Below are 25,852 nucleotides of genomic sequence, written 5' to 3'. Positions count from 1 at the left end.
GGCCGCGGATCGGCCGCGGTGGCCACGGCTCGACGTGCCGCGCGCGCCGCGCATGCCGCGCTCCCCCGCCGCACCGCGCTTCGCCTATACTCGCGCCCCTTCGTCATGGGTCACCTCGTCCTCGTTACCGGCTCCTCGAGCGGCATCGGCCTCGCGACGGCGATCGCGTGCGCGGCCGCGGGCCACCGGGTCATCGCTACAATGCGCCGCCCCGAGAAGGCCGGCGCGCTCCTCGCCGCCGCCGGCGCGCGGGGCGTCACGCTTGAGATCGAGCAGCTCGACGTCGCCGCGGCGAGCGCGCCCGACAGGATCCGGGAGATCCTTCAGAAGCACGGCCCCGCCTACGCCCTCGTCAACAACGCCGGCATCGCGGTCGGCGGCGCCTTCGAGGAGCAGGCGGACGGCGACGTCCGGGCGCAGTTCGAGACCAACGTCTTCGGGCTGATGGCCGTGACGCGCGCGGTGCTCCCGGCGATGCGCGGCGCGGGGCGCGGCCGCATCGTCAACGTCTCGAGCATCTCCGGGCTCGTCGGCCTCCCCGGCGTGAGCGCCTACGCGGCAACGAAGCACGCCGTCGAGGGCTTCAGCGAGGCGCTGCGCTGGGAGGTCGCCCCGTTCGGCGTCCACGTCTGCCTCGTCGAGCCCGGCACCTTCAAGACCGAAATTTTCTACGAAAACCAGCGGCGCGGCGCCCACGTCTCCCTCGACGGCCCTTACGGCGCGATGACCAGGGCGATCGAGCAGATCGTCCTGAAGGACGCCGCCAAGGCGCCGCCGCCCGCCCCGGTCGCGGCGGCGATCCTCCGCCTCATCGACGACCCATCGCCGCCTTTCCGGACCCTCGTTGGCCGGGACGCACGAGCGCTCGTCGCGCTGCGCCGTGTCATCCCCGACCGGCTCTTCGCCACGGGGATCCGTCGGCTCGTCTCGGCGCCGCGCTCGCGTTGACACGTTCTCTGGCGGCGAATAGCGTCGGCTTCGCCGTTTCCATGGCGGAGCGGCGCCACGTCGTGGCCGAAGGGGGGCCGCGCCCCCTGCCGCGCGCTGTTTTTGTCCACTTTCGTCCCCTCAGGCTAACGAAGGCTAGCCGCTGACCGCCTCCCCCGAAGCGCACCGTGCGACGGCGAGGTCAGGCCGGCAGCATCACCGAGGTCCCGGAGGAAACACCATGTCCCGCTCAGCACGCAGCATCCTGCCGCTCCTTCGCTCGCTCCTCCTGGGGGCCGCCACCGCGTCGTCGATGGCGCTCTCCGCAGGGGTCATCGTCGGATGCGGCGACGAGAACGACCCCGAGACGCACGTCAAGCGGCTCGACGACCCGGCCACGCTCACCGCCTCCGTCAACCGGCTCGTCCAGTTCTTCGAAGACGCGATGACGCGTGACAACAAGGACCGGACCGGCCCGACCGTGAAGCCGCTCCTCGACAAGATCATCGAGCCGATGACGCAGAAGTGCGTGGCCGGCGATCTCGATGAGCGCACGAACTCGAAGCTCATCAAGTTCATCTCCGACACGAGGGACCCGCGCGGCGAGGCCTGCCTCATCAAGGCGCTCAAGGACTACAAGCCCGAGTCGACCGAGGAGGACGTCCGCTGGGCCGTGCGCGGCCTCGGCGCGATGAAGTCGGAGAAGGCCGCCGAGCCGCTCATGGCCGTCTTCTCGAAGCTCCAGCACGGCAAGCCCAAGGGCTCGACGATCTCGCGCGACGTGCACGACGCGATGGTCGACATCAACAGCAAGTCCTGGGAAGACGGGCTCATCACGATGATCGGGCGCCCGATCAACGACCCGAAGGACGTCGCCACGATGCGGAACGAGCTGTTCTGGCAGATCACCGCCGCGGAGCTGCTCGGGTGGCAGCGCAGCGAGAAGGCGGTCGTGCCGCTGCTCAAGGTGGTGCTGTCGCCGCTCAAGGCGGACGCGGCCACGACCGCCATCCTCGCGCTCACGAAGATCGGCAAGCCCGCGATCCAGCCGACGATCGCGCTGCTCCAGGGCGACCAGAAGGAGCTCGTCGAGTACTCGAAGGTCGAGAACCTGAAGGGCGCCGGCGGCGACAAGGCGAGCGCGGAGCAGAAGAAGGCCGCGGAGACCGCCCACGTGGCGGCGGCAGCGCTCGTCCTGGCGACGATCGGCCGGCAGGAGTCGTCGCAGCCGCTGCTCGCCGCGCTCGAGAAGGCCGAGGACGTGCCGCGCGCCATCATCGCGCGCGAGCTGACCAAGGTGCCCAAGACGCCGGAGACCCTCGCGGCCTTCCAGGCGGCCTACGACAAGACGCCCGCGGGGCTCGAGATGCCGCCGGCCGGCATCAACGCGCGGGTGATGCTCGCCGAGGCGGCGAGCAACTTCTTCGACGCGAGCCTCGTGCCGTGGCTCGTGAAGACCGGCCTCGAGGCGCGCGGCGAGGAGGACGACGTCGCGCAGATCCGCGACGTCTCGCTGCAGACGGCCCTCAAGCTGATGAAGCCCGACCAGATCGCCGACGTCGACCGGCTCGCGGGCACCAAGACGAGCGGCGGCGGCACGGTCGGCAAGTCGATGGAGAAGGAGATCAAGATCGCGAAGGATCTGCTCTCGGCCTGCGGCACCAAGCTCGACTGTTACGTCGGCAAGCTCGGCGATCCGGCGTCGCAGGCGAAGGAGACGCAGTTCCAGGGGATCAAGTCCGCCTACATGGCGGGCGTGCTCGGCACCCCCGAGGTCCGGCAGCAGATCATCGACGCGATGCCGAAGATCACGAACGCGGCCGTGCGCTTCGTCTCGGTCTCGGTCATCGACGCCCTCTCGCCGAAGGGCGACGCCGAGGTCGCGACCAAGCTGCAGAAGATCGTCGACGAGGGCGAGACGTCGAAGGACGCCGAGAAGATCGCCGGCAACGCGCCCTTCAAGACGGTCATCTACCGCCTCACCGCCCGCGCGCAGTGACCCGAGCGCCGCGCGCCCCGTCCCGCGGTCGGCCGCGGGTCGGGCGTGCGGGGCGCGTGAAGCGCGTGGAGTGAGCGGAGCGCGCAAGCGGGCACATCACCCAGATCCAGATTTTCCTTGATTGGCGCCGCCCGGGCGCGATGCTTGCGGCGCTCGCAGGACGCTCGCACGACGCCCCACTGACGCGCCTGGGTCCTGATTTTTCCTGGCATCTCCGCCGTCTTGACGGTTTACTCCGGCCCTTGTCACGGGGTCTTCCCGGCTGAAGAACGAACCATGATCGTGCTCGAGGTAACCCAGGGTCTCGCTGCCGGGCGCACCTTCGAGCTCCAGGGCGAGCTGATCACGCTCGGGCGCTCGTCGGACAACCGCGTCGTCCTCGACGATCGCCACGTCTCCGGGGCGCACGCGCGCATCGTGAGCGGCGCGGACGGGGTGATCCTCGAGGATCTGCGCTCGACGAACGGCACGAGCGTGACGCGGCGGGGCGAGCGGCTGGAGCTCGGCGCGGGGCGCAGCGCGATCGCCCTCCAGACGGGGGACGTCATCGAGCTCGGCTCCGGGGACGCGGTCACCCGGATGGTGGTGAAGATCCCGGAGGAGGCCGACGACGCGCGGGTCGTCTCGATCCGGCGCCTCGACGAGATCGAGCCTGCCGAGGCGAAGATCGAGCGCGATCCGAGCGCGCTGTCAGCGATGTACGCGGCGCAGAAGCGCATCGGCGCGGCGAACGATCTCGACGAGGTGCTCGCCGAGATCGCCGACGCGGTGCTCGCGCTGGTGCCGAGCTCGACCCACGTCACGGTGGTGCTGCGCGACGACGACCAGGAGCCGGGCGCGGCGCCGGCGGCGTTCGTGCCGGTGCTGACGCGGGTCCGGTCCGCGTCGGGCAAAGGGGGGCCGCCTGCAGGGCCGGTCCCGATCACGCGCAGCGTGTACCGGAAGGTGATCAAGGAGCGGGCGGCCGTGCTCGCCGCGGACGCGCCGATCGAGGTCGGGCAGTCCGAGTCGCTGATGGGCGCCTCGATCCGCAGCACCCTCGCCGTGCCGCTCTGGAAGGGCGAGGAGATCATCGGCGTGCTCCAGGCCGACAACCGGAGCGTGCCGGGGATGCTGAACGCCGGCGACCTGGAGACGCTCCTCGTGCTGGCCGCCAACGCCTCGCTCGCGGTGGCGAACGCCCGGCTCATCAAGCGGCTCGTGCTCGCGGAGGAGCGGCTCCAGAAGGAGAACAGCTTCCTCAAGGGGCGCGAGGAGCGTCGCCGGGGCGGCAGCGGGGGCGCGGTCGACATCATCGGCAACAGCGACGCGATGCGGAAGGTCATCGGGCAGCTCGACAAGGTGGTCGACACGCGCGTCACGGTGCTGATCGAGGGCGAGACGGGCACGGGCAAGGAGCTCATCGCCGCCGCCGTCCACTACCGCTCCCGCCGCCGCGACAAGCTGTTCGTCGCGCAGAACTGCGCGGCGCTGGCCGAGAGCCTCCTGGAGAGCGAGCTCTTCGGCCACAGGAAGGGGTCCTTCACGGGCGCCACTGAGGAGAAGAAGGGGCTGTTCGAGATCGCCGACGGGGGCACGCTCTTCCTCGACGAGATCACCGAGACCCCGCTGTCGCTGCAATCGAAGCTCCTCCGGGCGCTCCAGGAGGGCGAGATCCGCCCCGTGGGCGCGACGAGCCCGAAGCACGTCAACGTGCGCATCGTCGCCGCGACGAACCGGAACCTCGAGGACGAGGTGGCCAAGGGGCGGTTCCGCGAGGACCTCTACTACCGCCTCAAGGTCTTCCCGATCCGCCTGCCGCCGCTGCGAGAGCGGCGCGACGACATCCCGCTGCTCGCGACGCACTTCCTGGAGCGCTACGCGGACGAGATCGGCAAGCCGTGCGGCGGGTTCAGCCAGCAGGCGATGGAGCTGATGGTCGCGTACGACTGGCCGGGCAACGTGCGGGAGCTCCAGAACGAGGTGCAGCGGATCGTCATCCAGCTGGAGCCGGGGGCGTTCGGGACGCCGGAGCTGCTCTCGGCGAGGATCCGGCAGGTCGAGGGGCTCGTGGCGCGGGCGGGGACGCCGAAGGGGTCGCTCAAGGAGATGATGGACGCGGTCGAGAAGTTCTTCCTCCTGGAAGCGCTGCGCGGGCACAACAACAACAAGACCAACGCGGCGAAGTCGCTCGGGATCACGCGCGAGGGGCTCCACAAGAAGCTCCGGCAATACGGGATCTGACGGGACGGAGGGAGAGGGAGCCCTGGACGCGGGGGAGCCCTCGGGAGGGGGCGTCGCGCGCGGGGCCGGCGGGGGGCCCTTCCCACGAACTCGCGCCTTGTGGTGGCTGTTGCCCGCTGAACGGGGGAGGGAGAACCGGGGGCGACTCGCTTCGATGCGGGCCGGCGCTCGGGTTCGTGGGGCCCTTCCCCCGCCGGCCCCGCGCGCGATACCCCCTCCCGAGGGCTCTCTCCAGGGGATGGGAAAGAGCGTTTTCGAAGGTGCGCGCGGGCGGACGGGGGCGGAGATCGGGCGGGATGGAGTCGGGGATTTGCGGGCGATCTCTACGCGGCGTGGCGGGGACGCTGGGGTCTGGCCGCGGGGGCGGGGGGGAGGCTCTTATCGCTTCGGATTGGCGCGCATCTGCTTCGAGATCTGCTTCCAGCGCCGCTTTTCCTCGATCCTCACGCGCACGTCCTGCTGCCCGGCGAGGTGGCGTCGCTCGGCAGCCAGCTTGAGGTAGCCGCCGAGGCGCTCGGGATCGAGATCGCCGTCCTTGATGGCACGGAGCACGGCGCAGCCGGGCTCGCCGTCGTGCGCGCAGTCCCGGAAGCGGCAGGCCGCGGCGTGGGCCTCGACATCGTCGAAGCCGGCCGGGGCGCTGCCGCCCGCGGACCAGAGGCCGAGCTCCCGTATGCCCGGCGTGTCGATGAGGAGGCCACCGCCAGGGATCAGGAACAGCTCGCGGTGAGCCGTCGTGTGGCGGCCGCGCTCGTCCGACGCCCGGATCGCGCCCTCGCGCTGGACCTCCATGCCGAGCAGGCGATTGCTGAGCGCGGACTTCCCCACGCCGGACGAGCCGACGAGGGCGATGGTCTCCCCTGCCCCGATCTCGGCGCGGAGCGCGTCGAGGCCGGCGCCTGAGAGCGCGCTGACGAGCGCGACCCGCGCGGTGGGGGCGACGTCCCGCGCCGCGTCGATGTACCGCTCCGGATCCGGGCAGACATCGGCCTTGTTGAGCACGAGGACCGGGCGAGCGCCGCTGTCGAGGACGGCGTCGATGTACCGCTCCAGGCGGCGCAGGTTGAAGTCGGCGTTCAGCGACGTGACGATGAACACCTTGTCGATGTTGGCCGCGAGCACCTGGGCCTCCACCGTGGGCCCCGCGGCCTTGCGGCGCAGGCACGTGCTCCGCGCGAACGTGTGCACGATGTACGCGGGCCCGGCGCCGTCGCCAGGCCTGAGCCCCACCCAGTCACCGACGGTGGGGAGCGCCGCGCGATCCGCGGCCTCGTGCGCGAGGCGCCCGCTGACCACCGCGAAGCGCGGGCCCTCGGCGGTCTGAACGTGGTGCCTGGACGCGGAGGCGAGGACGACGCGCGCAGGCTGCACGGCATTCTCCAGACAGGCGAGCTGGCTCGCGAAGAAGGGAGTCCATCCGAGCCCGACCAGATCGGGCTGCATTTCGTGCTGCGAAGACGGATCAACGAGAGAATCGAGGTGAGTTTGCATGACGGACGAGCGCTCCATGGCGTTCGGCCGCGCCCGAGCTCGGTGCGCGGCGATCGACGGACAGGGCGCGGCGGCGCACAAGCGCGCACGCGCCGGCCATTCCACGCGCGGGGCCGCCGCGGAGCGGAGCTCGTCGATCGATCAGGACGTCACGCCAGAAGGCACGCCCGGCCAGGGCAGATCCCTGCGAGGGGCACGCGCTCAGGGTACACACGCGCCCCTCAGGGCACGCGGGCGACGTCGCGGAGACGTGGAGACGAGCTCAGCCGACCGCGGCGGAAACGACGGCGGCGGCGCAATGGGTGTGCGATGTGTTGGCACTCATGACCTGACCTCCGTGTCGGCTCACGTCACCACGACGCGACAGCAGCCAGAATCCTATGGTCCCGCGCCGACGTCAAGCGCTCTCGGGTCGGCCCGTCTGCAACGACAGCGAGCACAGCGCACGCGCACGTGGCGCAGGCGACGAGCGCACGGAGCCCGCGTTGGGGAAGCGACGAGCGCGCGGCGAGGTGCGAGGATTGCGGCGAAGCGGGGACGTGCGTGGGCCGGACGGAGGCGCGCGGGACCTGGGACGCGCTCGTTCCAGGTGCGCTCGTTCCAGGCAACAGCGGGTCGACAATTTCCGCTCGGCCGATGGTTGCCAATGGTTGCCGATAGTTGGAAGACCGACGAAGCCGGACGAGAGCGCGCCTTCCAGGCGAGGCCACCCCGCCCTCCGGCCCTGACGGCCTCGGAGGTTGCGAGGAGCGCCTCGCCGCACTAGGGTCCTCCGCTCCATGCCCACACACTTCGAGCTCGTCTCCGAATTCAAGCCGTGCGGTGACCAGCCTCGCGCGCTCCAGGAGATCTGCTCCGCTTTCGAGCAGGGCGAGGCCTTCCAGGTCCTCCTCGGCGTCACGGGCAGCGGCAAGACGTTCACCGCCGCCAAGGTGATCGAGAAGCTGCAAAAGCCGACCCTCATCATGGCGCCGAACAAGACGCTGGCGGCCCAGCTCTACGGCGAGATGCGGGAGCTCTTCCCCAACAACGCGGTCCACTACTTCGTCAGCTACTACGACTACTACCAGCCCGAAGCCTACGTCCCGACGAGCGACACGTACATCGAGAAGGACGCGATCATCAACGACGCGATCGACCGCATGCGCCACGCGGCGACGCACGCGCTGCTCTCGCGGCCGGACGTGATCATCGTCGCCTCGGTGAGCTGCATCTACGGCATCGGCTCGGCCGAGAGCTACCACGGGCTCCTCATCAAGCTCGAGCGCGGCACCGAGATCCGCCGCGACGAGCTCCTGCGGCGGCTCGTCGACATCCAGTACACGCGGAACGACGTCGATTTCCACCGCGGGACGTTCCGCGTCCGCGGCGACGTCGTCGAGATCTTCCCGGCCTACGAGGAGGCGCTCGCGATCCGCGTCGAGTTCTTCGGCGACGAGATCGAGGCCATCAAGGAGGTCGACCCGGTCCGCGGCAAGGTGGTGGGCCAGCTCGATCGCTACGCGGTCTTCCCCGGCTCCCACTACGTCACCGAGCAGCAGCAGCTCAGGCTCGCGATCCAGGCGATCCGCGAGGAGCTGCGCGAGCGCATCGACTTCTACGACAGGGCCGTGCGCTTCCTGGAGAAGCAGCGTATCGAGCAGCGCACGATGTACGATCTCGAGATGCTGGAGCAGATGGGGTTCTGCAACGGCATCGAGAACTACTCGCGCCACCTCTCGGGCCGGAAGTCCGGCGAGCCCCCGCCGACGCTGATCGACTATTTCCCGAAGGACTTTCTCCTCATCATCGACGAGTCGCACCAGACCGTCCCGCAGGTCGGGGCGATGTACCGGGGCGACCGGGCGCGGAAGGAGACGCTCGTCGAGTACGGGTTCCGGCTCCCCAGCGCGCTCGACAACCGGCCGCTCAAGTTCGAGGAGTTCGAGCAGCACTACGCGCAGGTCCTCTTCGTGAGCGCGACGCCCGGCGACTACGAGCTGCAGAAGTCGGCCGGCTCGGTCGTGGAGCAGATCATCCGGCCGACCGGGCTCATCGATCCGCAGATCCACATCCGCCCGGTGTCCGGGCAGGTCGACGACCTGCTCGCGCGCATCCGGGAGCGGGTCGGCCGCGGCGATCGCGTGCTCGTGACGACGCTGACCAAGCGGATGGCCGAGGATTTGACCGAGTACTACACGGAGCTCGGCATCCGGGTCCGCTACCTCCACTCGGACGTCGACACGCTCCAGCGCGTGGAGATCCTGCGCGATCTCCGGCGCGGCGAGTTCGACGTGCTGGTCGGCATCAACCTGCTGCGCGAGGGGCTCGACCTCCCCGAGGTGTCGCTGGTCGCCATCCTCGACGCCGACAAGGAGGGCTTCCTCCGGAGCCCGCGCTCGCTCATCCAGACGATCGGCCGCGCCGCCCGCAACGTGAACGGCGAGGTCGTGATGTACGCCGATCGCATCACCGAGGCGATGAAGCGCGCGATGGACGAGACCAACCGGCGGCGCGCGATCCAGGAGGCGTACAACAAGGAGCACGGCATCACGCCGGCCACGGTGAAGAAGGCGATCCTCGACCTGTCGCCCACCTCGGGCACGCGCGACTACTACGCCGTGCCGAAGGGGACCGCGAAGCCGGCGGCCGAGGCGGGGCGCGCCGCGGTGGACCTCGTCGACCAGATCGACGCGCTCCGGCAGGAGATGTTCGCGGCGGCGGAGAACCTCGAGTTCGAGAAGGCGGCGCGGCTGCGCGATCAGCTCCGGCAGCTCAAGGCACAGCAGGGGGACGGGGACGCTGGCGCGGCGCGCGAGGCGGCCGAGGAGAAGCCGGCGCGGTCCGGGCGGCCGGCGAGCCGGCGCGGTCCGGGCGGCAAGGGGGGCGGACGGGCGGCGACGGGCGGCAAGGGGGGTGGACGGGCGGCGGCGGGGCGAGGGGGCGGGCGCTACCGATAGCGACGGAGCCCGCGAGGGAGGAGGCTGCGCGCGCGGGGGGGGGGCGGTGGGCCCGCCCACGAACTCGGGCCTTTTGGGGGGCTGTTGCCTGCTGGACGGGGTGGGTGAGTTCGCACGGCAATGGCTGCGCTGCGGGCCGGCCCTCGGGTTCGTGGGGCCCGCCCACCGCCCCCCCCCCGCGCGCGCAGCCTCCTCCCTCGCGGGCTCTTTGTGGGGGGATGGGGGTGGGTGGCTGCAGGCGCTACGAAGCGGGGGAGCGGACGGGAGCGGAACGCGAAGGGGGAAGCGGTGGTTCGGTAAAGGAGCTTCTTTTCGGGAAAGCATCGTTTTGCTTCGGGCGGCGCTGTATCGGCGTCGACCCTGGGGCGCGGCGCTGTTAAGGGGGCGCCGGCATGGCAGTCTCGCCCGATCCGATACTCGTCACCGTCACCGGCAGGGACCACCCGGGCATCACCGCTCGACTCACCGGCATCCTCAGCGACATCGGCGCAACGCTGCTCGACATCGAGCAGGTGGTGGTGCACGGAAACCTGAACCTCGCGCTCCTCGCGCTCTTCCCCGAGACACGCAGCGGACTCAAGGAGCTGCTGTTCGCCGCGAAGGAGCTCGGCGTGACGCTGGACTTCAAGCCGCTCGACGGCGGCGCGCCGCGGCGCGCGCCCGGGAGCCGGTACGTGGTGACAGCCATCGGCCGCGAGCTCGGCGCGAAGCCGCTGCACGACGTGGCGGCCACACTCGCAGCCCACGGCGCGAACATCGAGAAGATCGCGCGGCTGTCGGTCGAACGCCTCTCCTCGGTGGAGATCCAGGTGCTGCTCCAGCGCGAGGAGGAAGCCGACACGCTCAAGCAGGCCCTCCTCGCGCTCGCGACGCAGAACAGCTTCGATCTCGCGCTGCAACGCGAAGGCCTCTTCCGCCGGAGCAAGCGGCTCGTCGTGATGGACATGGACTCGACGCTCATCCGTATCGAGGTGATCGACGAGCTGGCGCGCGCGAAGGGCGTCGCGGAGCAGGTGGCGAAGATCACCGAGCGCGCGATGCAGGGGGAGATGGATTATGACGAGTCGCTCCGCCAGCGGCTCTCGCTGCTCCGCGGCCTCGACGTCGGCGTGCTGCGGAAGCTCGCCGCAGAGCTCCCCATCACCGAGGGCGCGGAGACGCTCATCCGGGTGCTGAAGCGGCTCGGCTACCGGACCGCGGTGATCTCCGGCGGCTTCTCGATCGCAGCGGAGGCGCTGAAGGCACGGCTCGGGATCGATTACGCCTACTCGAACGCGCTGGAGGTCGTGAACGGACAGCTGACCGGCCGGGTCACAGGGCCGATCGTCAACGCGCAACGCAAGGCCGAGCTGCTCGAGACCATCGCCCAGGCAGAAGGCGTGTTGCTCGATCAAACCATCGCCGTGGGCGACGGCGCCAACGACCTTTTGATGCTGCAGAGGGCCGGCCTCGGCGTCGCGTTCCGCGCAAAGCCCAAGCTGCGAGAGGTCGCCGACACGTCCCTCTCCGCAAGCGGCCTCGACGCCATCCTCTTCCTGCTCGGCATCACCGAACGCGAGCTCCTCGAGGTGGCGTGAGCGACACGACACGACCCGTCCGGCCAGCAGCGGAGTCCCGCGGGACGCTGCGCCGTCGCGCGGGCATGCCGCACGCCCGCGCGACGGCGCGGCGCCACGCTTGACAGGCGCGCGCGCCACAGGCCTGAACCGATTCAGTTCACGGCTGGCCCGTCGACACCGGGCGAGGGCTGCGGGACCCCCCCGGACGCCGCGGAGCACGAGGCGATGGCCGCGGAGCTCGCGCCGGCGATCATCGGACGCCGCGGAGCACGAGGCGATGGCCGCGGAGCTCGCGCCGGCGATCGAGTCAGCCCCGGGCTGGTGATCCCGGCGCGCTGGCCGGCCCCTCGCGGCCGTCCGGCGCGGCGCCCCGCCCCCCGTCCCTGGCCAGGCGACGGTGTGGGAGAGGCTGCGCCAGGCTCTTCGCTCGCTCGCGGCGTTCGACCCTGCGCGGCGTTCGGCTCGCCCGCGGGCCGTCGTGCTATCCAACCGGGGCCATGCGGAGAAGCCGGTTCACACAACAGGCGCGATCCGTCGCCTGGAGCGGAGGTGATGCGTGAAGCGTCCGACGATCACGGACATCGCGTGGCGTGCGGGGGTGTCCAAAGGAGCGGTGTCGTATGCGCTGAACGGCAGGCCCGGCGTGTCGGAGCCGACGCGCGAGCGGATCCTGGCCATCGCGGCGGAGCTCGGCTGGCAGCCGAGCAACGCGGCGCGGGCGCTCTCCGACGGCCGCGCAGGCGCCGTCGGCCTGGTCATCGATCGGCCCGCGCACATGCTCGGCATCGAGCCGTTCTTCATGCAGCTCATCTCCGGCATCGAGGCGGAGCTGTCCGAGAAGGCCGAGGCGCTGCTGCTCAAGGTCACGGAGGATCGCGTGGCCGAGGTGGAGACCTACCGCCGCTGGTGGGCCGAGCGGCGGGTCGACGGGGTGATCCTCGTCGACCTCTGCGACGACGATCCGCGCGTGAAGCTGATCGAGGAGCTGAAGCTCCCGGCGGTGGTGATCGGCGGGCCGGCGGGCAAGGGGCAGCTGCCCGCGGTGTGGAGCGACGACGCGAGCGCGATGCGGGCCGTCGTCGACTACCTGGCCGCGCTGGGTCACCGGTCGATCGCGCGGGTCGCCGGCCCCGCGGAGTTCGTGCACACAGCGGTCCGGACCAAGGCGTTCACCGCGGCCGCACGCCAGCGGCGCCTGGATCGGGTGCAGACGGTCCACGCCGACTACACGGGCGAGGCGGGCGGCCAGGCCACACGGCGGCTGCTGGCCGAGGCCTCGCCGCCGACGGCCATCGTCTTCGACAACGACGTGATGGCCGTGGCCGCGCTCGCGGTCGCCCACGAGATGCGCGTCCACGTGCCGGAGCGCCTCTCGATCGTGGCCTGGGACGACTCGGCGCTGTGCCAGCTCGTGCACCCCGCCCTGACCGCGGTGCGCCGCAACATCGCCGAGCACGGCTCCCGCGCCGCCGCGCTGCTCCTCCGCCTCGTCGCCGGAGAGCCGGTCACCGACGACGAGTGCAGCGCGCCGACGCTCGCGACGCGGGGCAGCACCGCCCCGCCCCCCCGCGCATGAGACGGCCTCGCCCGAGCGAGGGCGCGGCCCCCCGCACGGGCGCATAGACTGAACCGATTAAGTAACGTAAACTGGACCGATTAAGTCGCCCGCCGGCCGCGCCGCGAGCAGGGTGACGGACGGTGTTCGAGAGCGCCGCTCTGCATGACCAGGACGTGAGGACTATGCATCGCAATTTCGCCAAAGTCGCAGTTCGTCAACAGGCGATCGCCTGGCTGGGGGCCAATTTCTGGTCGAGGCGCGGCGGCCCGCTCATGTGGCAGAGCTATGATCCGTTCGTGGTCCGCGAGGAGCTCCGGGTGCTCGCCGATCACGGCCTGACCATGACCCGGTCGTTCTTCTACTGGCCTCACTTCATGCCGGAGCCGGACCGGATCGACGAGGACTGCGTCGCGCGTTATGCCGATTTCCTCGAGGCGCACGTCGAGGCGGGCCTCACGACGATCCCGACCCTCCTCGTCGGCCACATGTCCGGCGAGAACTGGGACCCGGCCTGGCGGCGCGGGCGGGACCTCTACGGCGACGTGTGGATGGTGGCCCGGCAAGCCTGGTTCGCCGAGCAGATGGCGCGGCGCTTCGCGGGGCACCCGGCGGTGACGGGCTGGCTCGTCTCCAACGAAATGCCGATCTACGGCGAGCGCGAGCGCTCGATCCGCGAGAACGTCACGAGCTGGGCGAGCCTGGTCGTGCAGGCGCTGCGGGCCGGCGGGGCGAGCCAGCCAATCTCGATCGGCGATGGCGCGTGGGGCATCGAGGTCACGGGGAACGACAATGGGTTCTCCGTCCGCGATCTCGGCGCGCTCGTCGATTTCCTCGGCCCGCACGTGTACCGGATGGAGAACGACCTGGTGCGCCAGCACTACGGCGCGGCGTTCGTCTGCGAGCTCACGGGCTTCCTCGGAAAGCCCGTCGTGCTGGAGGAGTTCGGCGTGTCATCGGCTTTCGCTTCCGACGAGAACGCCGCGCACTACTACCGTCAGGTCCTCCACAACACGCTGCTTGCCGGCGCCACGGGCTGGATCGGCTGGAACAACACCGATTTCGATCTCATCCACCAGGATCCCTACAGGCACCACCCCTTCGAGCTCCACTTCGGGCTGACGACCGTCGACGGCCGCCCCAAGCCGCAGCTCGAGGAGATGGCCCGCTTCGCGAAGGTGCTCTCCGACATCGACGTCCTCGGCTGTGAGCGCGAGCCGGCCGACGCGGCGATCATCGTCCCATCGTACCTGGAAGGCGCGTTCCCGTTCACGGAGGCCGAGGACCGCAGCTATCTGTTCACGATGCTGCGCCAGGCCTACATCGCGGCGAAGGAGGCGGACCTGCCGGTCGGGCTGACCCGGGAGCGAGACGGGATCGCCGAGGACTGCCGGCTTTACCTGCTGCCGTCGGCCAAGCAGCTGACCGCGCCCACATGGCATCTCCTGGAGCGGCTGGCGTCCGCCGGAGCGGTCGTCTACGCGTCGTACTGCCACGGCACGCACGGATCGCAGCGCGGGCCGTGGTACGCGCACCTCAACGCGATGTTCGGCGTCGAGCACCAGCTGCGCTACGGGATGGTCGATCCGATCGAGGACGATCGCGCGAAGCTCACCTTCGAATGCCAGTTCGGCACGATCGCGGCGGGCACGACGCTCACGTTCCCGGTCTCCGGCACCGAGAACAGCCGCGCTTACCTGCCCGTGCGCGCCAGGGGCGCGGAGGTCGTCGCGGTCGACCAGCGCGGCCGGCCTGCGCTGCTGCGGCGCAAGATCGGGAGCGGCAGCGTCGTGCTCTGCACCTATCCGATCGAGCACTTCGCCGCGGCGACCCCGCGGATCAACCCGGAGCCGACCTACCGGCTCTACGACGCGCTCGCCGAGCTCGCCGGCGTGAAGCGGCCGGTGACGGTGGACGACCCGCGCGTCGCGGCCGACACGCTGCGCCACCGCGATGGCCGCCGCTTCGTGTTCCTGGTCAGCCAGGCGGATCAGCCGCTCTCGGTGAAGCCCGCCGCGGCCTCGGGGCACCTGACCGAGCTGGGCGGCAAATCCCCGGTCCACGCCGTGGAGCTCTCGCCGTACGACGTGCGGATCCTCGAGCTGCGATCAGGGCCGCGGTGAATCGTCCGGTTCCGGCGCGCCCGGCGCCGAGAACCGGAGCAGGAGCAGCCCGGCCAGCGAGACGACCATCCCTGCAACCGTGATGCTCCACGGCAGGAGCTCTCCTTCGATGACGCCTTGCCCCCAAGACGGCTTGAAATAGAGGAGCGACACCGCGAGCCCGTTGTTCAGGGCGTGAAGCAGCGCTCCGGGCAGCACGGAGCCGGTGCGGTGGCGCGCGTAGCCGAGCACCAGCCCGAGCGAGAACGTCGGCAGGAGCCGGTACACCGACCCGTGCGCGAGCCCGAAGAGGAGCGCCGAAACGACGATCGCCACCGCGGGCCCGGCGCGGCGCAGGCCCGCGTAGACGAGGCCGCGGAACAGGAGCTCCTCGCAGACGGCCGGCGTGACGGCGACGAGCAGCAGGACGACCGGGTACGGCTGCCCGCCGAGCAGCACGAGCTCCCCTAGCTCACGGGCGAAGGGCTCCGGCGCGGGGAACCACCGGAGGACGGTGCCGCCGATCGCGGCCCACGCCGAGACGCCGAGGAGCAGCGCCCCGGCGACGCCGCGGACCGCGGGCGCCCTGAGGCCGAGCGTCGCCCGCGGCGAGTAGCCGAAGCCGGCGACCAGCGCGAGGGTCGGGACCAGGAAGAAGCCGACCTGCGAGACAGCGAGCTGGACCGCCACGCTGGCGCGGGCGATGAGCAGGCTGCCATAGAAGAAAAGCACCTGGACGCCCGCGAACGCCGCCAGCGAGAAGCCCGTTGAGGGGACGCCGCCGGCCCGGCGCCCCAGGCCGAGCACGGCGCGCGCCGACTCGTGCCCCCCGAGGAGCACGCTCTCGCGCTCGAAGACGCGCGCGGCGAAGAGGAGCGCGAGGCAGGCATAGAGCGCCGAGGAGACGAGCGCCGTGAAGAGGAGATCGGCCGGCGCCTCTCCGACGAACAGCGCCTTGATCAGCACCGCGATGTTGAGGACCGGGGCGTAGGCCGTCCACGGGTTGAGCTCGACCACCGGCAGGGCCGTGATGCCGGCGAGCAGCGAGAGCGGCAGGTACGCCGGCATGAGCGCGTTCTGACCGTCCTTGAAGTCCTTCGCGAACACGGCGAGCGCGAGGAACAGCGCCGAGAACAGGAGCGTGACCGGCACGAGCAGCACGAACGTCAGCGCGAAGGTGCCGGGGCCGACCACCATCGCGTCGGGCAGCAACCGGCTCACCGTGAGCGACATGCTCACCACGTTGCCGAGCGCCGTGAGCAGCGAGATGACCCACACGGCCAGGAACTTGCCCGAGATGATCTCGATGGGCCGCACGGGGGCGCACAGCAGCGTCTGCATCGTGCCGCGCTCCTTCTCGCCCGCCGTCAGATCGATCGCGGGGAGGAAGCTGCCGAGGAGCGACATCAGGATCAGCAGCATCGGCATCATCGCGCCGAGGATCTGGCCGACCTTGCGGCTGTCCGCCGCGACGTCGCGAGGCACGACGTCGAACGCGCGCGAGAACCCCTCGGGCAGGCCGCGCTCCACCTCTCGATCCGCGATGATGGCCTTGCGGGCGCGCCGCAGCGCGCCCTCGAGGCGCGCCTCCGCCGTGGCCGAGTCGGCGCGGACCGAGTCGAAGTAGATCGCGACGGCGCCCTTCCCGCCGCGCCCGAGCTCGGCCCCCAGCGAGGGCCACGGGACGAGCACCGCGTCGACCTTGCGCTCGCTCACCGCGGCGCGCGCCGCGGCGAGCACGGGGTTCTCCGGCTCGATCCACCTCGGCGGCTCGGCCTCGGAGGGCGGCGCCTCGCCCTCGTCCGCCGCGGGCGCCGGCCCCGCCGGCGGCGCGAGCGCCCCGGAGAGGAGCCCCTCGCGCACGTCGGGGGGCGCGCCGGCCCACGGCGCGAGCTCGATCTTGCCCGCCGCCGAGAGCCTCGTCTGCAGGTCCTCGGCGAGCTCTCCCCAGACCGCGATCCTGGACGGGCGCGCCTCGCGCGCATCCGCCTCGAAGCCGACGAGCTTGCTCATCGCGAGCGCGAAGAGCGGGTAGAGAAGGAGCGGGACCACGACGAGGCGCACGAGCGTGCGCCGATCCCGGAGCGACTCGACGAGCTCCTTGCGGAGGATCGTCCAGACGATGGCGAGCCTCACGGCGCCTCAGCCTCCTTGCGCGGGCGCGCTCGGGCGCTCGGGCGTATCGCGCGCAGCGCTCGGGCGGCTCCGCTCCACGTGGTGGAGGAAGGCGTCGGTCAGGTTCGTCGTGCCGGACCGCCCGAGGAGCTCGGGCAGCGTGCCGGCGTCGACGACGCGGCCCTCGTGCATGAGGGCGATGCGGTCGCAGAGGTACTCGGCCTCGCTCATGATGTGCGTCGAGAAGAGGATGGCCCTGCCCGCGGCGCGCTCCCGCCGGATCGACGCGACGATGAAGCGGCCGCTGAGGATGTCGAGCGCCGTCGTCGGCTCGTCGAGGATGAGCACCTGCGGCTCGTGGAGGAACGCGCGCGCGATGTTGGCGCGCTGCTTCTGCCCCGTGGAGAGCGTGCCGCACGGCCGCGAGGCGAACGCCTCCATCTCCAGGTCGGCCACGAGTGCGTCGATCCGGCGCGAGAGCGCCGCCTCTTCCATGCCGTACAGCCGACCGAAGTAGCGGAGCACCTCGCGGGGCGTGAGCCGCTGATAGAGCTGCGTGTCCCCGGAGAGGAAGCCGAGGCGCTGCTTCGCCTCGAGCGGCCTCGCGGCCAGGTCGACGCCGCCGACAAGGATCTGCCCCTGGTCCGGCGACAGGATGCCGGCGAGCATCCGCAAGGTCGTCGTCTTGCCCGCGCCGTTCGGCCCGAGCAGCCCGACGACCTCCCCGGCGTGCACGGCGAGATCGACCCCGTCCACGGCCGTGACGCCGCCGTACCGCTTCACCAGACGCTCGGCGTACAGGGCGGGGCGCATGGGAGCGTCTCCTAGTTCGGTCCGCGGCGCGGCGCAAAGCGCCCTTCGTACGGGCCCGCACGCAGGGCGGCCCGGCGCACCGCCGCCTGCTCGCGCCGCCCGGTCGCCCCCGTCCAGGCCGCGTGGCGGCGCCGCCTCTCGACGTCCGCCGCGGGCTCCCTAGACTACGCTGACGTCCATGCCAACGAGCCCGTCCTCGATGCCCTATCGCGACCGTACGACGCCCGAGCCGGTCCAGTGCCCCTGCGGCCACGGTCGCGATCATTACATGGTGAGCGCCGAGGCGGAGTACCGCGTCCTCGGGTACATCCAGCTCGCGTTCGGGATCTCGGCCCGGCCGACGAAGGTGAAGTACAGGTGCCGGCGCTGCGACTCGGTCTTCGCGACGACGAAGGATCCCGCGGTCCTCGACAAGCATTACTGACGTGCGGCGAAGCGAGCGCGCGTGAGCGACACATGGCCGGCCGCCGCGCGCGGCCCGGAGGCTTCAGCTTCATGAAAGGACGCGTCCTCATCGTCGCCGGATCCGACTCGGGCGGCGGCGCCGGAATCCAGGCCGATCTCAAGGCAGTCACCGCGCTCGACGCGTTCGGCGCGACGGCGATCACCGCGCTCACCGCCCAGAACACCCGTGGCGTCGACGCCGTGTTCCCGGTGCCTCCCGACTTCATCGGTCGCCAGATGGAGGTGGTGCTCGACGACATCGGCGCGGACGCCATCAAGACCGGGATGCTCCACTCGGCCGAGGTCATCGACGAGGTCGCGCGCGTCTACGAGCGCCTCGGCCGCGGCGCGCCGCTCGTGGTGGACCCCGTGATGGTCGCCAAGGGCGGCGCCCGGCTGCTGAAGCCCGAAGCGGAGGGCGCCCTGCGCGCCCGGCTCCTGCCGCTCGCCGCGCTGCTCACGCCGAACATCCCCGAGGCCGAGGCGCTGACCGGCGTGGTCATCGACAGCGTGGACGCGATGCGCGGCGCCGCCGCGCAGCTGCTCGCCATGGGGCCGCGCGCCGTGCTGCTGAAGGGTGGCCACCTCCCGGGCGCGACGGTCGTCGACGTCCTCCGGGCCGCGCCGGGGCCCGGCGCCTCCGGGCTGCCGGAGGGCGAGCTGCTGTTCGAGGACGCGCGCATTGAGACGCGCGCGACGCACGGCACGGGCTGCACGCTCGCCTCGGCCATCGCCGCTGGCCTCGCCCAGGGCCTCGCCCTCGTCCCGTCGATCGGGCGCGCGCGGCGCTACCTCCGCGAGGCCATGCGCTCCGCGCCGGGGCTCGGCCAGGGCCATGGTCCGCTGAACCACGCCCACACGGCGCGGCCGTTCCCCTGAACAGCGCCGCGCGCCGCGCGCGTCTGTGGACGACCGCGACGACCGCGACGACCGCGACGACCGCGGCGGCTGCGACGACCGCGGCGGCTGCGACGACCGCGGCGGCCGCGCCCCGCGGGCCCCGCACGGTGGCCAGGCGGCCCTGCGCAGGAGCGGCGGGGCGGCCCCGTGCGGCGCCGAACGGGCCGCCTGCAGCCCTTGTGCAACGACTCGTTGCGCCCGGAGCGCGAATGGACGACCCTGCGCGCAGTCCGTATCGGCGTCCCGGCGCGTCTCCTTCGGCGCCGTCGCGGAGCTCTTCCTCACCCTTCGTGCGCCCGTGGCCGTGACCAAAGATCCCCTCCCTCCCATCGACGTCGGAACGGTCATCAACGACCGCTACGAGGTCCTGAAGAGCATCGGCAAAGGCGGCATGGGCGAGGTGTTCTTGGCCTTCGACCGCCTCACCCAGCAGCAGGTTGCGCTCAAGGTGGTGCCCGAGGCCTCCGCCATGCCCGGCGACGACGAGGCCCTGCGACAGGAGGTGATCCTCGCGCAGAAGGCCCGCCACCCGAACGTCTGCCGCGTGCACGACCTCGCCCCGAGCCCGTGGGGGCCCATCCTCGTGATGGAGTACATCCCCGGGCAGACGCTCCACAACCACATCCGCAAGCGCAAGACGTCGGGCGGCTTCAGCGCCGACGAGTTCCGCAAGATCTCGACCGACGTCTGCGCGGGGCTCGCCGCGATCCACCAGCAGGGGCTCGTGCACGGCGATCTGAAGCCCGGCAACGTGATGGTCGCCGACGATCGCGCGGTCATCCTCGACTTCGGCTTCGCGAAGGAGCGCGCCCGCGCCGCCGTGCGCAAGCCGGGGGCGCCTCCGGACGGCGGCACGCCTCACTACATGTCGCCGGAGCGGCTGCGCAGCGGCGGCGCGAGCCCGGAGGACGATGTCTACGCCGCGGCGCTGACGCTCTGGGAGATGTGGACCTGCCGCGTCCCCGAGCCCGGCTACAAGCCGCGGCTCAAGACGATGAAGCAGCAGATCACGTTCGACGTGCCCGCTGCGCTGACGAACGACGAGATCAGGCAGATCTTCCGCGCGCTGAACCCGGATCCGCAGATGCGCCCGCAGGCGCGGCACATGCGGTTCTTCAACCCGACGCAGACCGCGACCGCGCCGATCCAGCTGCCGCGCGAGCGCATCGATCCAGGCCCGGCGCCTGGGCGGGCCATCAAGACGCAGTTCACGCCCGGCGCGCAGTCGCTGCTCATCACGTACGCCACGAACGCGCCCGACAGCGTCTCCACCCTGTTCCCGCTGCAGAAGCCGGTGCTCTCCATCGGCCGCCGCAGCGATCAGGATCTCGTCCTCGCCGAGGCGACCGTCTCCGGCTCACACGCGCTCCTCCGCTGGCAGACGGGCTCCTGGCTGGTCGAGGATCTGAACAGCACGAACGGCACGTACGCGGACTTCCCCTTCGAGCGCAAAGCGCAGGTCTCGCTGCTCCACGGGGCCGAGGTGCAGCTCGGCGAGTGCCGCCTCATGGTGGTCACGTTCGGGCCCGACTCGCCGCACCACGACAAGGCGAAGCGCTACCTCGCCCGGCGCGACGGCCTCACGGGGCTGCTCGTGCGCGAGCACCTGATGAAGGCGATCGACGAGGACGGCTTCTTCGCCGAGTGGGCCGAGGTGCCGATGCAGATCGCGCGCTTCGAGCTCCGCGGCCAGAACGGCCTCGTGAGCTTGCGACCGACGATCCTCGAGATGCTCGCGCTCCGCAAGGCCGCGCTTCAAGTCGTCGATCTGACCCAGACGCTGCTGCTCAGCCTGACGCCGGCCGCGGCCGGGCGCACCGGCCCGCTCACGTTCGTCGTCTCCATCGTGGGTCCCAACCTGGACGAGGCCCAGCACGTGGTCGAGCAGGTCGTCGCGCAGGTGCAAGGCACGCTCCCCGAGACGCTCGAGCTGACCGCCACGCTCGTGAAGTGCGAGCCTGGCCGCCCCGCGCGCACGCTGATCGACTGAGGCAGTCCGCCGGGTCGTTGCTCGACCGTCGCTCGAGCACCGGGACCGGGCCGTGGATCGAGCGCGTGCTCCGTCACGAAGACGCGGAGCCCATCACCAAGCGCACCGCGCCGGTGTCAGCCCGCGCAGCGCCTGCCCCCTGCGAGCGCTCTTGCACGACGGGAGCCCGCTCCCAGGCCGGAGCAGCGAGCGGCTACTGAGCGGCGAGCTGCTGCCGGGCTGTGAGCGGCTGCTGGGACGGCCCGCTGCACGCCTCACCCGGAGCGGCGACGCCATCGAGCACCACCTCGCCGGTCGACTGCCGGACGTCGATCTCTCCCTGCCAGATGAGCTCTGCGCTGCCCTGAGCGTCGACGACGTCGCGCAGCAGCCGCACGTAGACCTTGCGCGGGGCGACCTCGGGAATCGCCACTGCGAAGTCGAACGCGCAGACCGAATCACACCTCGGATTCGTCGCGTCGGGCTCGTCCCTCTCGGTGATCTCGTAGATGCTGTCGATCCTGTCGACGTGCATCGCGCGCTGCCCGCAACAGTTCAGCAGGAGCCGGCTGTTCGCGATCTTCAGGGCCCCGCTCGCCCGGTCGTAGCGCCAGCGCAGGACCTCGGCCCCGCAGTAGCTCTCCTCCCCCTCGGAGGCGAGCCGCCGCTCCGGTTCCACGAACCCGCCGGCCTCGCTCACGAGCCCCACGTGCGCGGGCTCCGCCTCGAGGCACGCGCTCAGAGCGAGCATCGATCCCACCGTTGCAAGCGCTCCACAGACCCCCAGGTACTTCATGCCCCGACTTCCTTGGCTGTCCCGCGACACTGTTAAAATACGCCCAAAGAAAAAGAACCAGGGCCTCTAGATACGCGCTTCACGTGTCCGCTACCTGCGCCTAGGGATTCAGCTGCAAGCCGACGTACGTAAGGTGCGAACGCATGCCGCACCCCGGAGCAGCTGCACGCACATTCGAGTGTGATCTACGGGTTTCTGGAATACTTGTCCAGGCGAAAGTGGCAGAGTTAGCCCGATTCTCTGACCATGAACGTCATGGTCAGTTCACCTGCTCCGCCATCCCACCCATCGCCACATGCCGCCACGCGTCGCCACACGCCGCGCGCCGCGCGCCGACATCCGCGGCGGGACAATTCGCGAGCTCTCCCTCCCCCTGCCGACCGCACCGCGGGCTCGAGGTGCGGCGGCGCGTTCAGGGGGCGTGTGCTCAGCGCCTGCGCCTCATCGTGCGGCGACCGTCTTGCTGCGCTGGCGCGGGAGGCCCTTCGCCTGGCAGCCGGCTTCCGCGGGGGTTTCGTCGAGGACGACCGCGCCGCCGGAGACGCCAAGATCTACCGAGCCGCTCCAGATCACGGCCGGGCCGCTCTGCTGATCGACCACATCGCGCAGCAACTTCACGTAGATCTCGCCCCGCGGGACGTCGCGCACGCCGACCGACAGATCGAAGGCGCACTGCTCGCTGCAGCGACCTCCCGCGCCGTCCGGCGCGTCTTGCTCGGTGACCTCGAAGAGATTGTCGATCCTCTCGACGTGGATCGCGCGCTTCCCGCAGCAGTCGAGCATCAAACGGGCATCGGCAAGGCGGAGCATCCCCGCCGGCTCATCGTACTGCCAGCGCAGCACCTCGGCGCTGCAGTAACCCCCGTCCTCCGCCGCGGCGAGCCGGTGCTCCGGGTCCCTGAACCCCCCCTGCTCGCTGATCCTCGCTTCCTGAACCGCTGCCACCGAGCTGCAGCCACCGGCGCAGAAGGCCCAGACAATCGCGATGGCGGTCCAGATACGGCTCGACACCATGCTCTTCTCCATTTCCCCTCGGCTGGCTGGCCAGGGCGGTTCGCCCCAATTCTGTTGCAATTTTCCAGCCAACTCTCTCCCTGAGCAGTCCGGAGGCTAACCGCGACCGACGCGGCGGGCCAAGGAAGCGGGGGCTGCGAGCGCGGACTCCCTTCGCATCCGCTCGCAGCAGCGGCGCGGAAGGGCGCGCAGGAACTACCCACGTCAGACGTGCCTGGACGTAAAAAGTTGTCGGGGAGAGAACACCTGGCTCAGCCACGATGCGGGCGGCCCTCGATCGGACACTCGCCGGATGTTCGGGCCGTGCCCGCGGCTCGCCCGCGTCAGTTCTTCGCTTCGACGGCCTTGCCGGGCGGAAGAGGATCCCAGCGCAGCGAGTCCCCGAGGAGGTTCGAGATGCGCTTCGGACGCTGCCCGTCGACGCGCATGACGTAGAGCCCTGGCCCCTCGCCGGAGGTGCGCGTGGAGAAGAACGCCACGAGCCGCCCATCGGGGCTGCAGGCCGGGTACCCGTTCCTGCCCTGATTCTGGGTCAACCGCACGAGGCCGCCGCCCGTCTCCCCCGAGGCGACGAGATCGGTGTTCTTTCCCACGCCGACGGCATAGACGGCCTTCACACCGTCGGGGTGGTTGCAGAACGTGGGCGCCGAGGCGAAGAGCCCGTCCGGAGAGATCGCCTTCTCGCCGACGTAGATGCGCTGTCCGTACCTGCCCTCGCCGGAGAAGGCGAGCTTGCCGGTCGGCGTGAACACCGGGTGCAGCGCCATCCCCACCTCGGACGCCGGCTTGATGCTCTGGAGATCGGGACCGGAGAACAGCTTGATCGTCGACCCCACCCCGATGCTGAGGGCGACCTGGGCGCGATCCTTCGAGAACGCGATCCCGTAGACCGAGCCCTTCACGGGCAGCGGGAGCGGGCCGCCGGCGGGCGTGAAGACCTTGTACTCGTCGCCCTTCACGCTCGCCGCGTAGTGGAGCTGCTCGTGCTTCCCGAACGCAGGGGCGATGGCGGTCTGGTCGGGCGGCGAGACGGCCCTGGCGTCGTGGCCGTCGGCGTCGATCGTGAAGACGCGTCGCAGCGAGCCCGAGCCCGAGGCGAACGTCATGTGGCTGGCGAAACCGCCGTTCTGGCCGGTGAGGGCGCCGATCAGCTGATCGGCCACCCGGTGCGACTCGAAGCGCACGTCGCGGAGGGGCACGATGAACTTCTTGTCGAACACCGGGGCCTGCCCCCGGTTCACCAGGAACGCCTGGCCGACGAGCTCGACCTTGTCGGCGGCGACCTTCTTGCCGCTCACGCTCACGACCGCCTCGACCCCCTTCGCGGACCACGCCTTCACGTCCACCGGGCTGTCGGAGAGGTACAGGCCGTCGGGCGCGGCGCTGTCGGGCAGCACCTCGAACTCGCCGCACAGCTCGAGGTCGCGCCGGACCACGCTGTGGATCGTCACGTCCTCGGGGTCCGAGACGAGCGACGGCAGGACGCCGATCTTCGGGAGCGGGCGCGTCGCGCCGGCCACGACCGTGATGTGGCCGAGCAGCTCGTCCGGGTTGGGCGGCGCCGCCGAGGAGGCCGGCGCCTGCGCAGGAGCAGGGGGAGTGGCGAGCGCGGCGGCGGCGAGCGCCAGGGCGCCGAGGGCGTATCGAGCTAGTCGCATGTGGTCTCTCTACAGACGAACGTGACGCTGACCTGCTTCTGCCCGAGGTTGGGATAGTTCTCGGGCGGCGGCGGCAGCGCCTGCCCCTTCGCCGCCTCGAGGGTCGCCTGCGCGGCGGCGTCGAAGGCGGGATTCCCGCTCGGCGTCAGCGTGTAGCTCACCATCTGCCCGTCCGACAGGACGATCACCGCACGCGGCTTGTGCTTCGTGAGCTCCTCCGGCGGGAGCCCCGAGCCGTTCACGCGGAACCTGCTCGAGAACCAGCCCGCGATGCGGGCCAGGTACAGATCCACCGCGCGCGCCTTGAGGGGATCGGTCTCGGTCCCCTCCTTCACGCCGTCCTCGTGGCCCTCCTGGTCGACGTTGGCGGCCGGGGCGGCGTCGGCCTTCGGATCGAGCTCGGTGTCGACCTGCTTCGCGACCGCGGCGTCGGGCGGCGGCGGCGCGGTGCCCGCGTCGGCGATCTTGACCTCCTTGGGCGGGATGTCCGCCTCGGTCTTGCCCGCGCTCGGCGACACGAACGCCTTCTGCTCGACGCGCGGCTTGGGCGTCTGGCGCACCCACCGGTCGGGCAGCTTCATCTTGTCGCGCTTGCCGCCCAGCTTGAGCAGCGGCGTGTCCATGTCGAGCACGGGCACGACCTTCACCGGGACGCTCGGCCCCTTCTCGATCTCCGGCGCCGCCGCGGGCACGGCGAGATCGGCCAGGCTGACCGCGACCGCGGCCCCCGCCTGCACGGCCACCGCCACCGCGACGGCGAGCGCGATGTCCCGCGGGCGGAAGTCGCTCGCCGGCCGGCGCTGCCCAGGCGGCGTCGTCGGTCCAGGCGCGCGCGCCGCAGCCGTGCTCACGGCGCCGATCCCCCCGGCCGAGGCGCGGCTCCGCCGGGCCGCGGCGCCGTTCCCCCGGGCGGCGGCGCGCCCTCCGGCTCGATCTCCGGCTGGACGAGGAGGTTCAGCCCCTCGACCCCGGCGGCCCGGGCCGCGGCGACGACCCGCGCCACGGCGCCGTAGCGGGCGTCCTTGTCGGCGCGGATGTAGAGCTCCTTTTCCTTCTGCACGCGCCCGTTCGAGGCGAGCACGCCCTCGATGTCGGCGGTCGCGTCGTCCTCGCCGAAGAGGATCTTCTCTTCTTTCGTGACGGTCACGACGAGCTTCGTGTCCTTCGTCGGCGCCTCCTCGGCGGAGACGTTGGGCAGCTCGACCCGGAGCCCGGCCGTGAGCAGCGGGGCCGTGACCATGAACACAACGAGGAGCACGAGCATCACGTCCACGAGCGGCGTGACGTTGATGTCGCTGAAACCGCCGCCGCCCCGCCGCCTGCGCCCTCCACCGACCGACATGCCCAT

18 protein-coding genes are annotated in these 25,852 nt (G+C 71.1%); 10 read left to right on the top strand and 8 right to left on the bottom strand.

The features are described 5' to 3' along the window. Window positions 1-105 precede the first annotated feature (105 nt). The 3 genes from WMF14_RS03775 (at window position 106) to WMF14_RS03765 (ending at window position 5,149) form a co-directional block, all read left to right on the top strand. Window positions 106-948, top strand: coding sequence for an SDR family NAD(P)-dependent oxidoreductase (locus tag WMF14_RS03775; RefSeq protein ID WP_272097782.1), 843 nt, complete (start codon window positions 106-108; stop codon window positions 946-948). A 220-nt stretch (window positions 949-1,168) separates the two neighbouring features. Beyond that, entirely contained in the window at window positions 1,169-2,926 is a 1,758-nt protein-coding gene (locus WMF14_RS03770) for a hypothetical protein (protein ID WP_437327496.1), read from the top strand. 276 nt (window positions 2,927-3,202) lie between these two features. Further along, entirely contained in the window at window positions 3,203-5,149 is a 1,947-nt protein-coding gene (locus WMF14_RS03765) for a sigma 54-interacting transcriptional regulator (protein ID WP_437798805.1), read from the top strand. Window positions 5,150-5,527: 378 nt separating this feature from the next. Here the strand turns inward: WMF14_RS03765 and rsgA are convergent, their stop codons facing one another. Continuing rightward, a complete protein-coding gene (gene rsgA / locus WMF14_RS03760) occupies window positions 5,528-6,592 on the bottom strand; it encodes a ribosome small subunit-dependent GTPase A (RefSeq protein WP_437798804.1) in 1,065 nt (354 codons plus the stop codon). 827 nt (window positions 6,593-7,419) lie between these two features. Here rsgA and uvrB point away from each other — a divergent pair. From uvrB to WMF14_RS03740, 4 genes are all read left to right on the top strand, one after another. Continuing rightward, on the top strand, window positions 7,420-9,579 hold the full coding sequence (uvrB, locus tag WMF14_RS03755) for an excinuclease ABC subunit UvrB (RefSeq protein ID WP_272097778.1): 2,160 nt from the start codon (window positions 7,420-7,422) through the stop codon (window positions 9,577-9,579). Between the two features lie 392 nt (window positions 9,580-9,971). Next, entirely contained in the window at window positions 9,972-11,156 is a 1,185-nt protein-coding gene (gene serB, locus WMF14_RS03750; RefSeq protein WP_437798803.1) for a phosphoserine phosphatase SerB, read from the top strand. Between the two features lie 538 nt (window positions 11,157-11,694). Continuing rightward, the gene (locus tag WMF14_RS03745; protein WP_272097776.1) at window positions 11,695-12,714 is read left to right on the top strand and encodes a LacI family DNA-binding transcriptional regulator; all 1,020 of its coding nucleotides are present in this window, start codon (window positions 11,695-11,697) and stop codon (window positions 12,712-12,714) included. A gap of 164 nt (window positions 12,715-12,878) precedes the next feature. Further along, window positions 12,879-14,816: a glycoside hydrolase 5 family protein gene (locus tag WMF14_RS03740; RefSeq protein ID WP_437804138.1), complete on the top strand. Its 1,938-nt coding sequence runs from the start codon at window positions 12,879-12,881 to the stop codon at window positions 14,814-14,816. On the opposite strand, the gene WMF14_RS03735 is transcribed toward WMF14_RS03740, so the two are convergent. Together WMF14_RS03735 and WMF14_RS03730 are read right to left on the bottom strand one after the other, a co-directional pair. Then, on the bottom strand, window positions 14,802-16,931 hold the full coding sequence (locus WMF14_RS03735; RefSeq protein WP_437798801.1) for an ABC transporter permease subunit/CPBP intramembrane protease: 2,130 nt from the start codon (window positions 16,929-16,931) through the stop codon (window positions 14,802-14,804). The genes WMF14_RS03740 and WMF14_RS03735 overlap by 15 nt on opposite strands. Window positions 16,932-16,937: 6 nt before the next feature. Beyond that, window positions 16,938-17,723 carry an ABC transporter ATP-binding protein gene (locus WMF14_RS03730; RefSeq protein ID WP_437798800.1) on the bottom strand — a complete coding sequence of 262 codons (786 nt, stop codon included), beginning with the start codon at window positions 17,721-17,723 and terminating at the stop codon, window positions 16,938-16,940. A gap of 199 nt (window positions 17,724-17,922) precedes the next feature. On the opposite strand from WMF14_RS03730, the gene WMF14_RS03725 reads away from it, so the two are divergent. From WMF14_RS03725 to WMF14_RS03715, 3 genes are all read left to right on the top strand, one after another. After that, complete coding sequence (locus WMF14_RS03725; RefSeq protein ID WP_437798798.1) at window positions 17,923-18,147, top strand: hypothetical protein; 225 nt, start codon at window positions 17,923-17,925, stop codon at window positions 18,145-18,147. A 71-nt stretch (window positions 18,148-18,218) separates the two neighbouring features. Next, on the top strand, window positions 18,219-19,046 hold the full coding sequence (gene thiD, locus WMF14_RS03720; protein ID WP_272097772.1) for a bifunctional hydroxymethylpyrimidine kinase/phosphomethylpyrimidine kinase: 828 nt from the start codon (window positions 18,219-18,221) through the stop codon (window positions 19,044-19,046). A gap of 325 nt (window positions 19,047-19,371) precedes the next feature. Beyond that, window positions 19,372-21,057 (top strand): protein kinase domain-containing protein, encoded by a 1,686-nt coding sequence (locus WMF14_RS03715; RefSeq protein ID WP_437798797.1) that lies wholly within the window; start codon window positions 19,372-19,374, stop codon window positions 21,055-21,057. A gap of 193 nt (window positions 21,058-21,250) precedes the next feature. Here the strand turns inward: WMF14_RS03715 and WMF14_RS03710 are convergent, their stop codons facing one another. The 5 genes from WMF14_RS03710 to WMF14_RS03690 form a co-directional block, all read right to left on the bottom strand. Next, entirely contained in the window at window positions 21,251-21,787 is a 537-nt protein-coding gene (locus tag WMF14_RS03710) for a hypothetical protein (protein WP_272097770.1), read from the bottom strand. Between the two features lie 486 nt (window positions 21,788-22,273). Beyond that, window positions 22,274-22,846, bottom strand: a complete 573-nt coding sequence (locus WMF14_RS03705) for a hypothetical protein (protein WP_272097769.1) — start codon at window positions 22,844-22,846, stop codon at window positions 22,274-22,276. Window positions 22,847-23,169: 323 nt separating this feature from the next. After that, entirely contained in the window at window positions 23,170-24,504 is a 1,335-nt protein-coding gene (locus tag WMF14_RS03700) for a tolB protein (RefSeq protein WP_437798796.1), read from the bottom strand. Next, window positions 24,495-25,355, bottom strand: coding sequence for a TonB C-terminal domain-containing protein (locus tag WMF14_RS03695; RefSeq protein ID WP_272097767.1), 861 nt, complete (start codon window positions 25,353-25,355; stop codon window positions 24,495-24,497). Before WMF14_RS03695 ends, WMF14_RS03700 begins: the two co-directional genes overlap by 10 nt. Next, window positions 25,352-25,852, bottom strand: coding sequence for a biopolymer transporter ExbD (locus WMF14_RS03690; protein WP_272097766.1), 501 nt, complete (start codon window positions 25,850-25,852; stop codon window positions 25,352-25,354). Before WMF14_RS03690 ends, WMF14_RS03695 begins: the two co-directional genes overlap by 4 nt.

It is taken from the genome of Sorangium sp. So ce693, assembly GCF_051521375.1.
GTDB lineage: Bacteria > Myxococcota_A > Polyangia > Polyangiales > Polyangiaceae > Sorangium > Sorangium atrum.
The sequence above is the reverse complement of the archived record's forward strand: the minus strand, read 5'-3'. Positions and strand labels throughout refer to the sequence as shown.

Coding starts and splice junctions, on each gene's coding strand:
- uvrB (WP_272097778.1), top strand. CDS start 7,420: ATGCCCACACACTTCGAGCTCGTCTCCGAATTCAAGCCGTGCGGTGAC.
- thiD (WP_272097772.1), top strand. CDS start 18,219: ATGAAAGGACGCGTCCTCATCGTCGCCGGATCCGACTCGGGCGGCGGC.
- WMF14_RS03770 (WP_437327496.1), top strand. CDS start 1,169: ATGTCCCGCTCAGCACGCAGCATCCTGCCGCTCCTTCGCTCGCTCCTC.
- WMF14_RS03740 (WP_437804138.1), top strand. CDS start 12,879: ATGCATCGCAATTTCGCCAAAGTCGCAGTTCGTCAACAGGCGATCGCC.
- WMF14_RS03690 (WP_272097766.1), bottom strand. CDS start 25,852: ATGGGCATGTCGGTCGGTGGAGGGCGCAGGCGGCGGGGCGGCGGCGGT.
- serB (WP_437798803.1), top strand. CDS start 9,972: ATGGCAGTCTCGCCCGATCCGATACTCGTCACCGTCACCGGCAGGGAC.
- WMF14_RS03775 (WP_272097782.1), top strand. CDS start 106: ATGGGTCACCTCGTCCTCGTTACCGGCTCCTCGAGCGGCATCGGCCTC.
- WMF14_RS03710 (WP_272097770.1), bottom strand. CDS start 21,787: ATGCTCGCTCTGAGCGCGTGCCTCGAGGCGGAGCCCGCGCACGTGGGG.
- WMF14_RS03765 (WP_437798805.1), top strand. CDS start 3,203: ATGATCGTGCTCGAGGTAACCCAGGGTCTCGCTGCCGGGCGCACCTTC.
- WMF14_RS03725 (WP_437798798.1), top strand. CDS start 17,923: ATGCCCTATCGCGACCGTACGACGCCCGAGCCGGTCCAGTGCCCCTGC.
- WMF14_RS03705 (WP_272097769.1), bottom strand. CDS start 22,846: ATGGTGTCGAGCCGTATCTGGACCGCCATCGCGATTGTCTGGGCCTTC.
- WMF14_RS03730 (WP_437798800.1), bottom strand. CDS start 17,723: ATGCGCCCCGCCCTGTACGCCGAGCGTCTGGTGAAGCGGTACGGCGGC.
- rsgA (WP_437798804.1), bottom strand. CDS start 6,592: ATGCAGCCCGATCTGGTCGGGCTCGGATGGACTCCCTTCTTCGCGAGC.
- WMF14_RS03700 (WP_437798796.1), bottom strand. CDS start 24,504: ATGCGACTAGCTCGATACGCCCTCGGCGCCCTGGCGCTCGCCGCCGCC.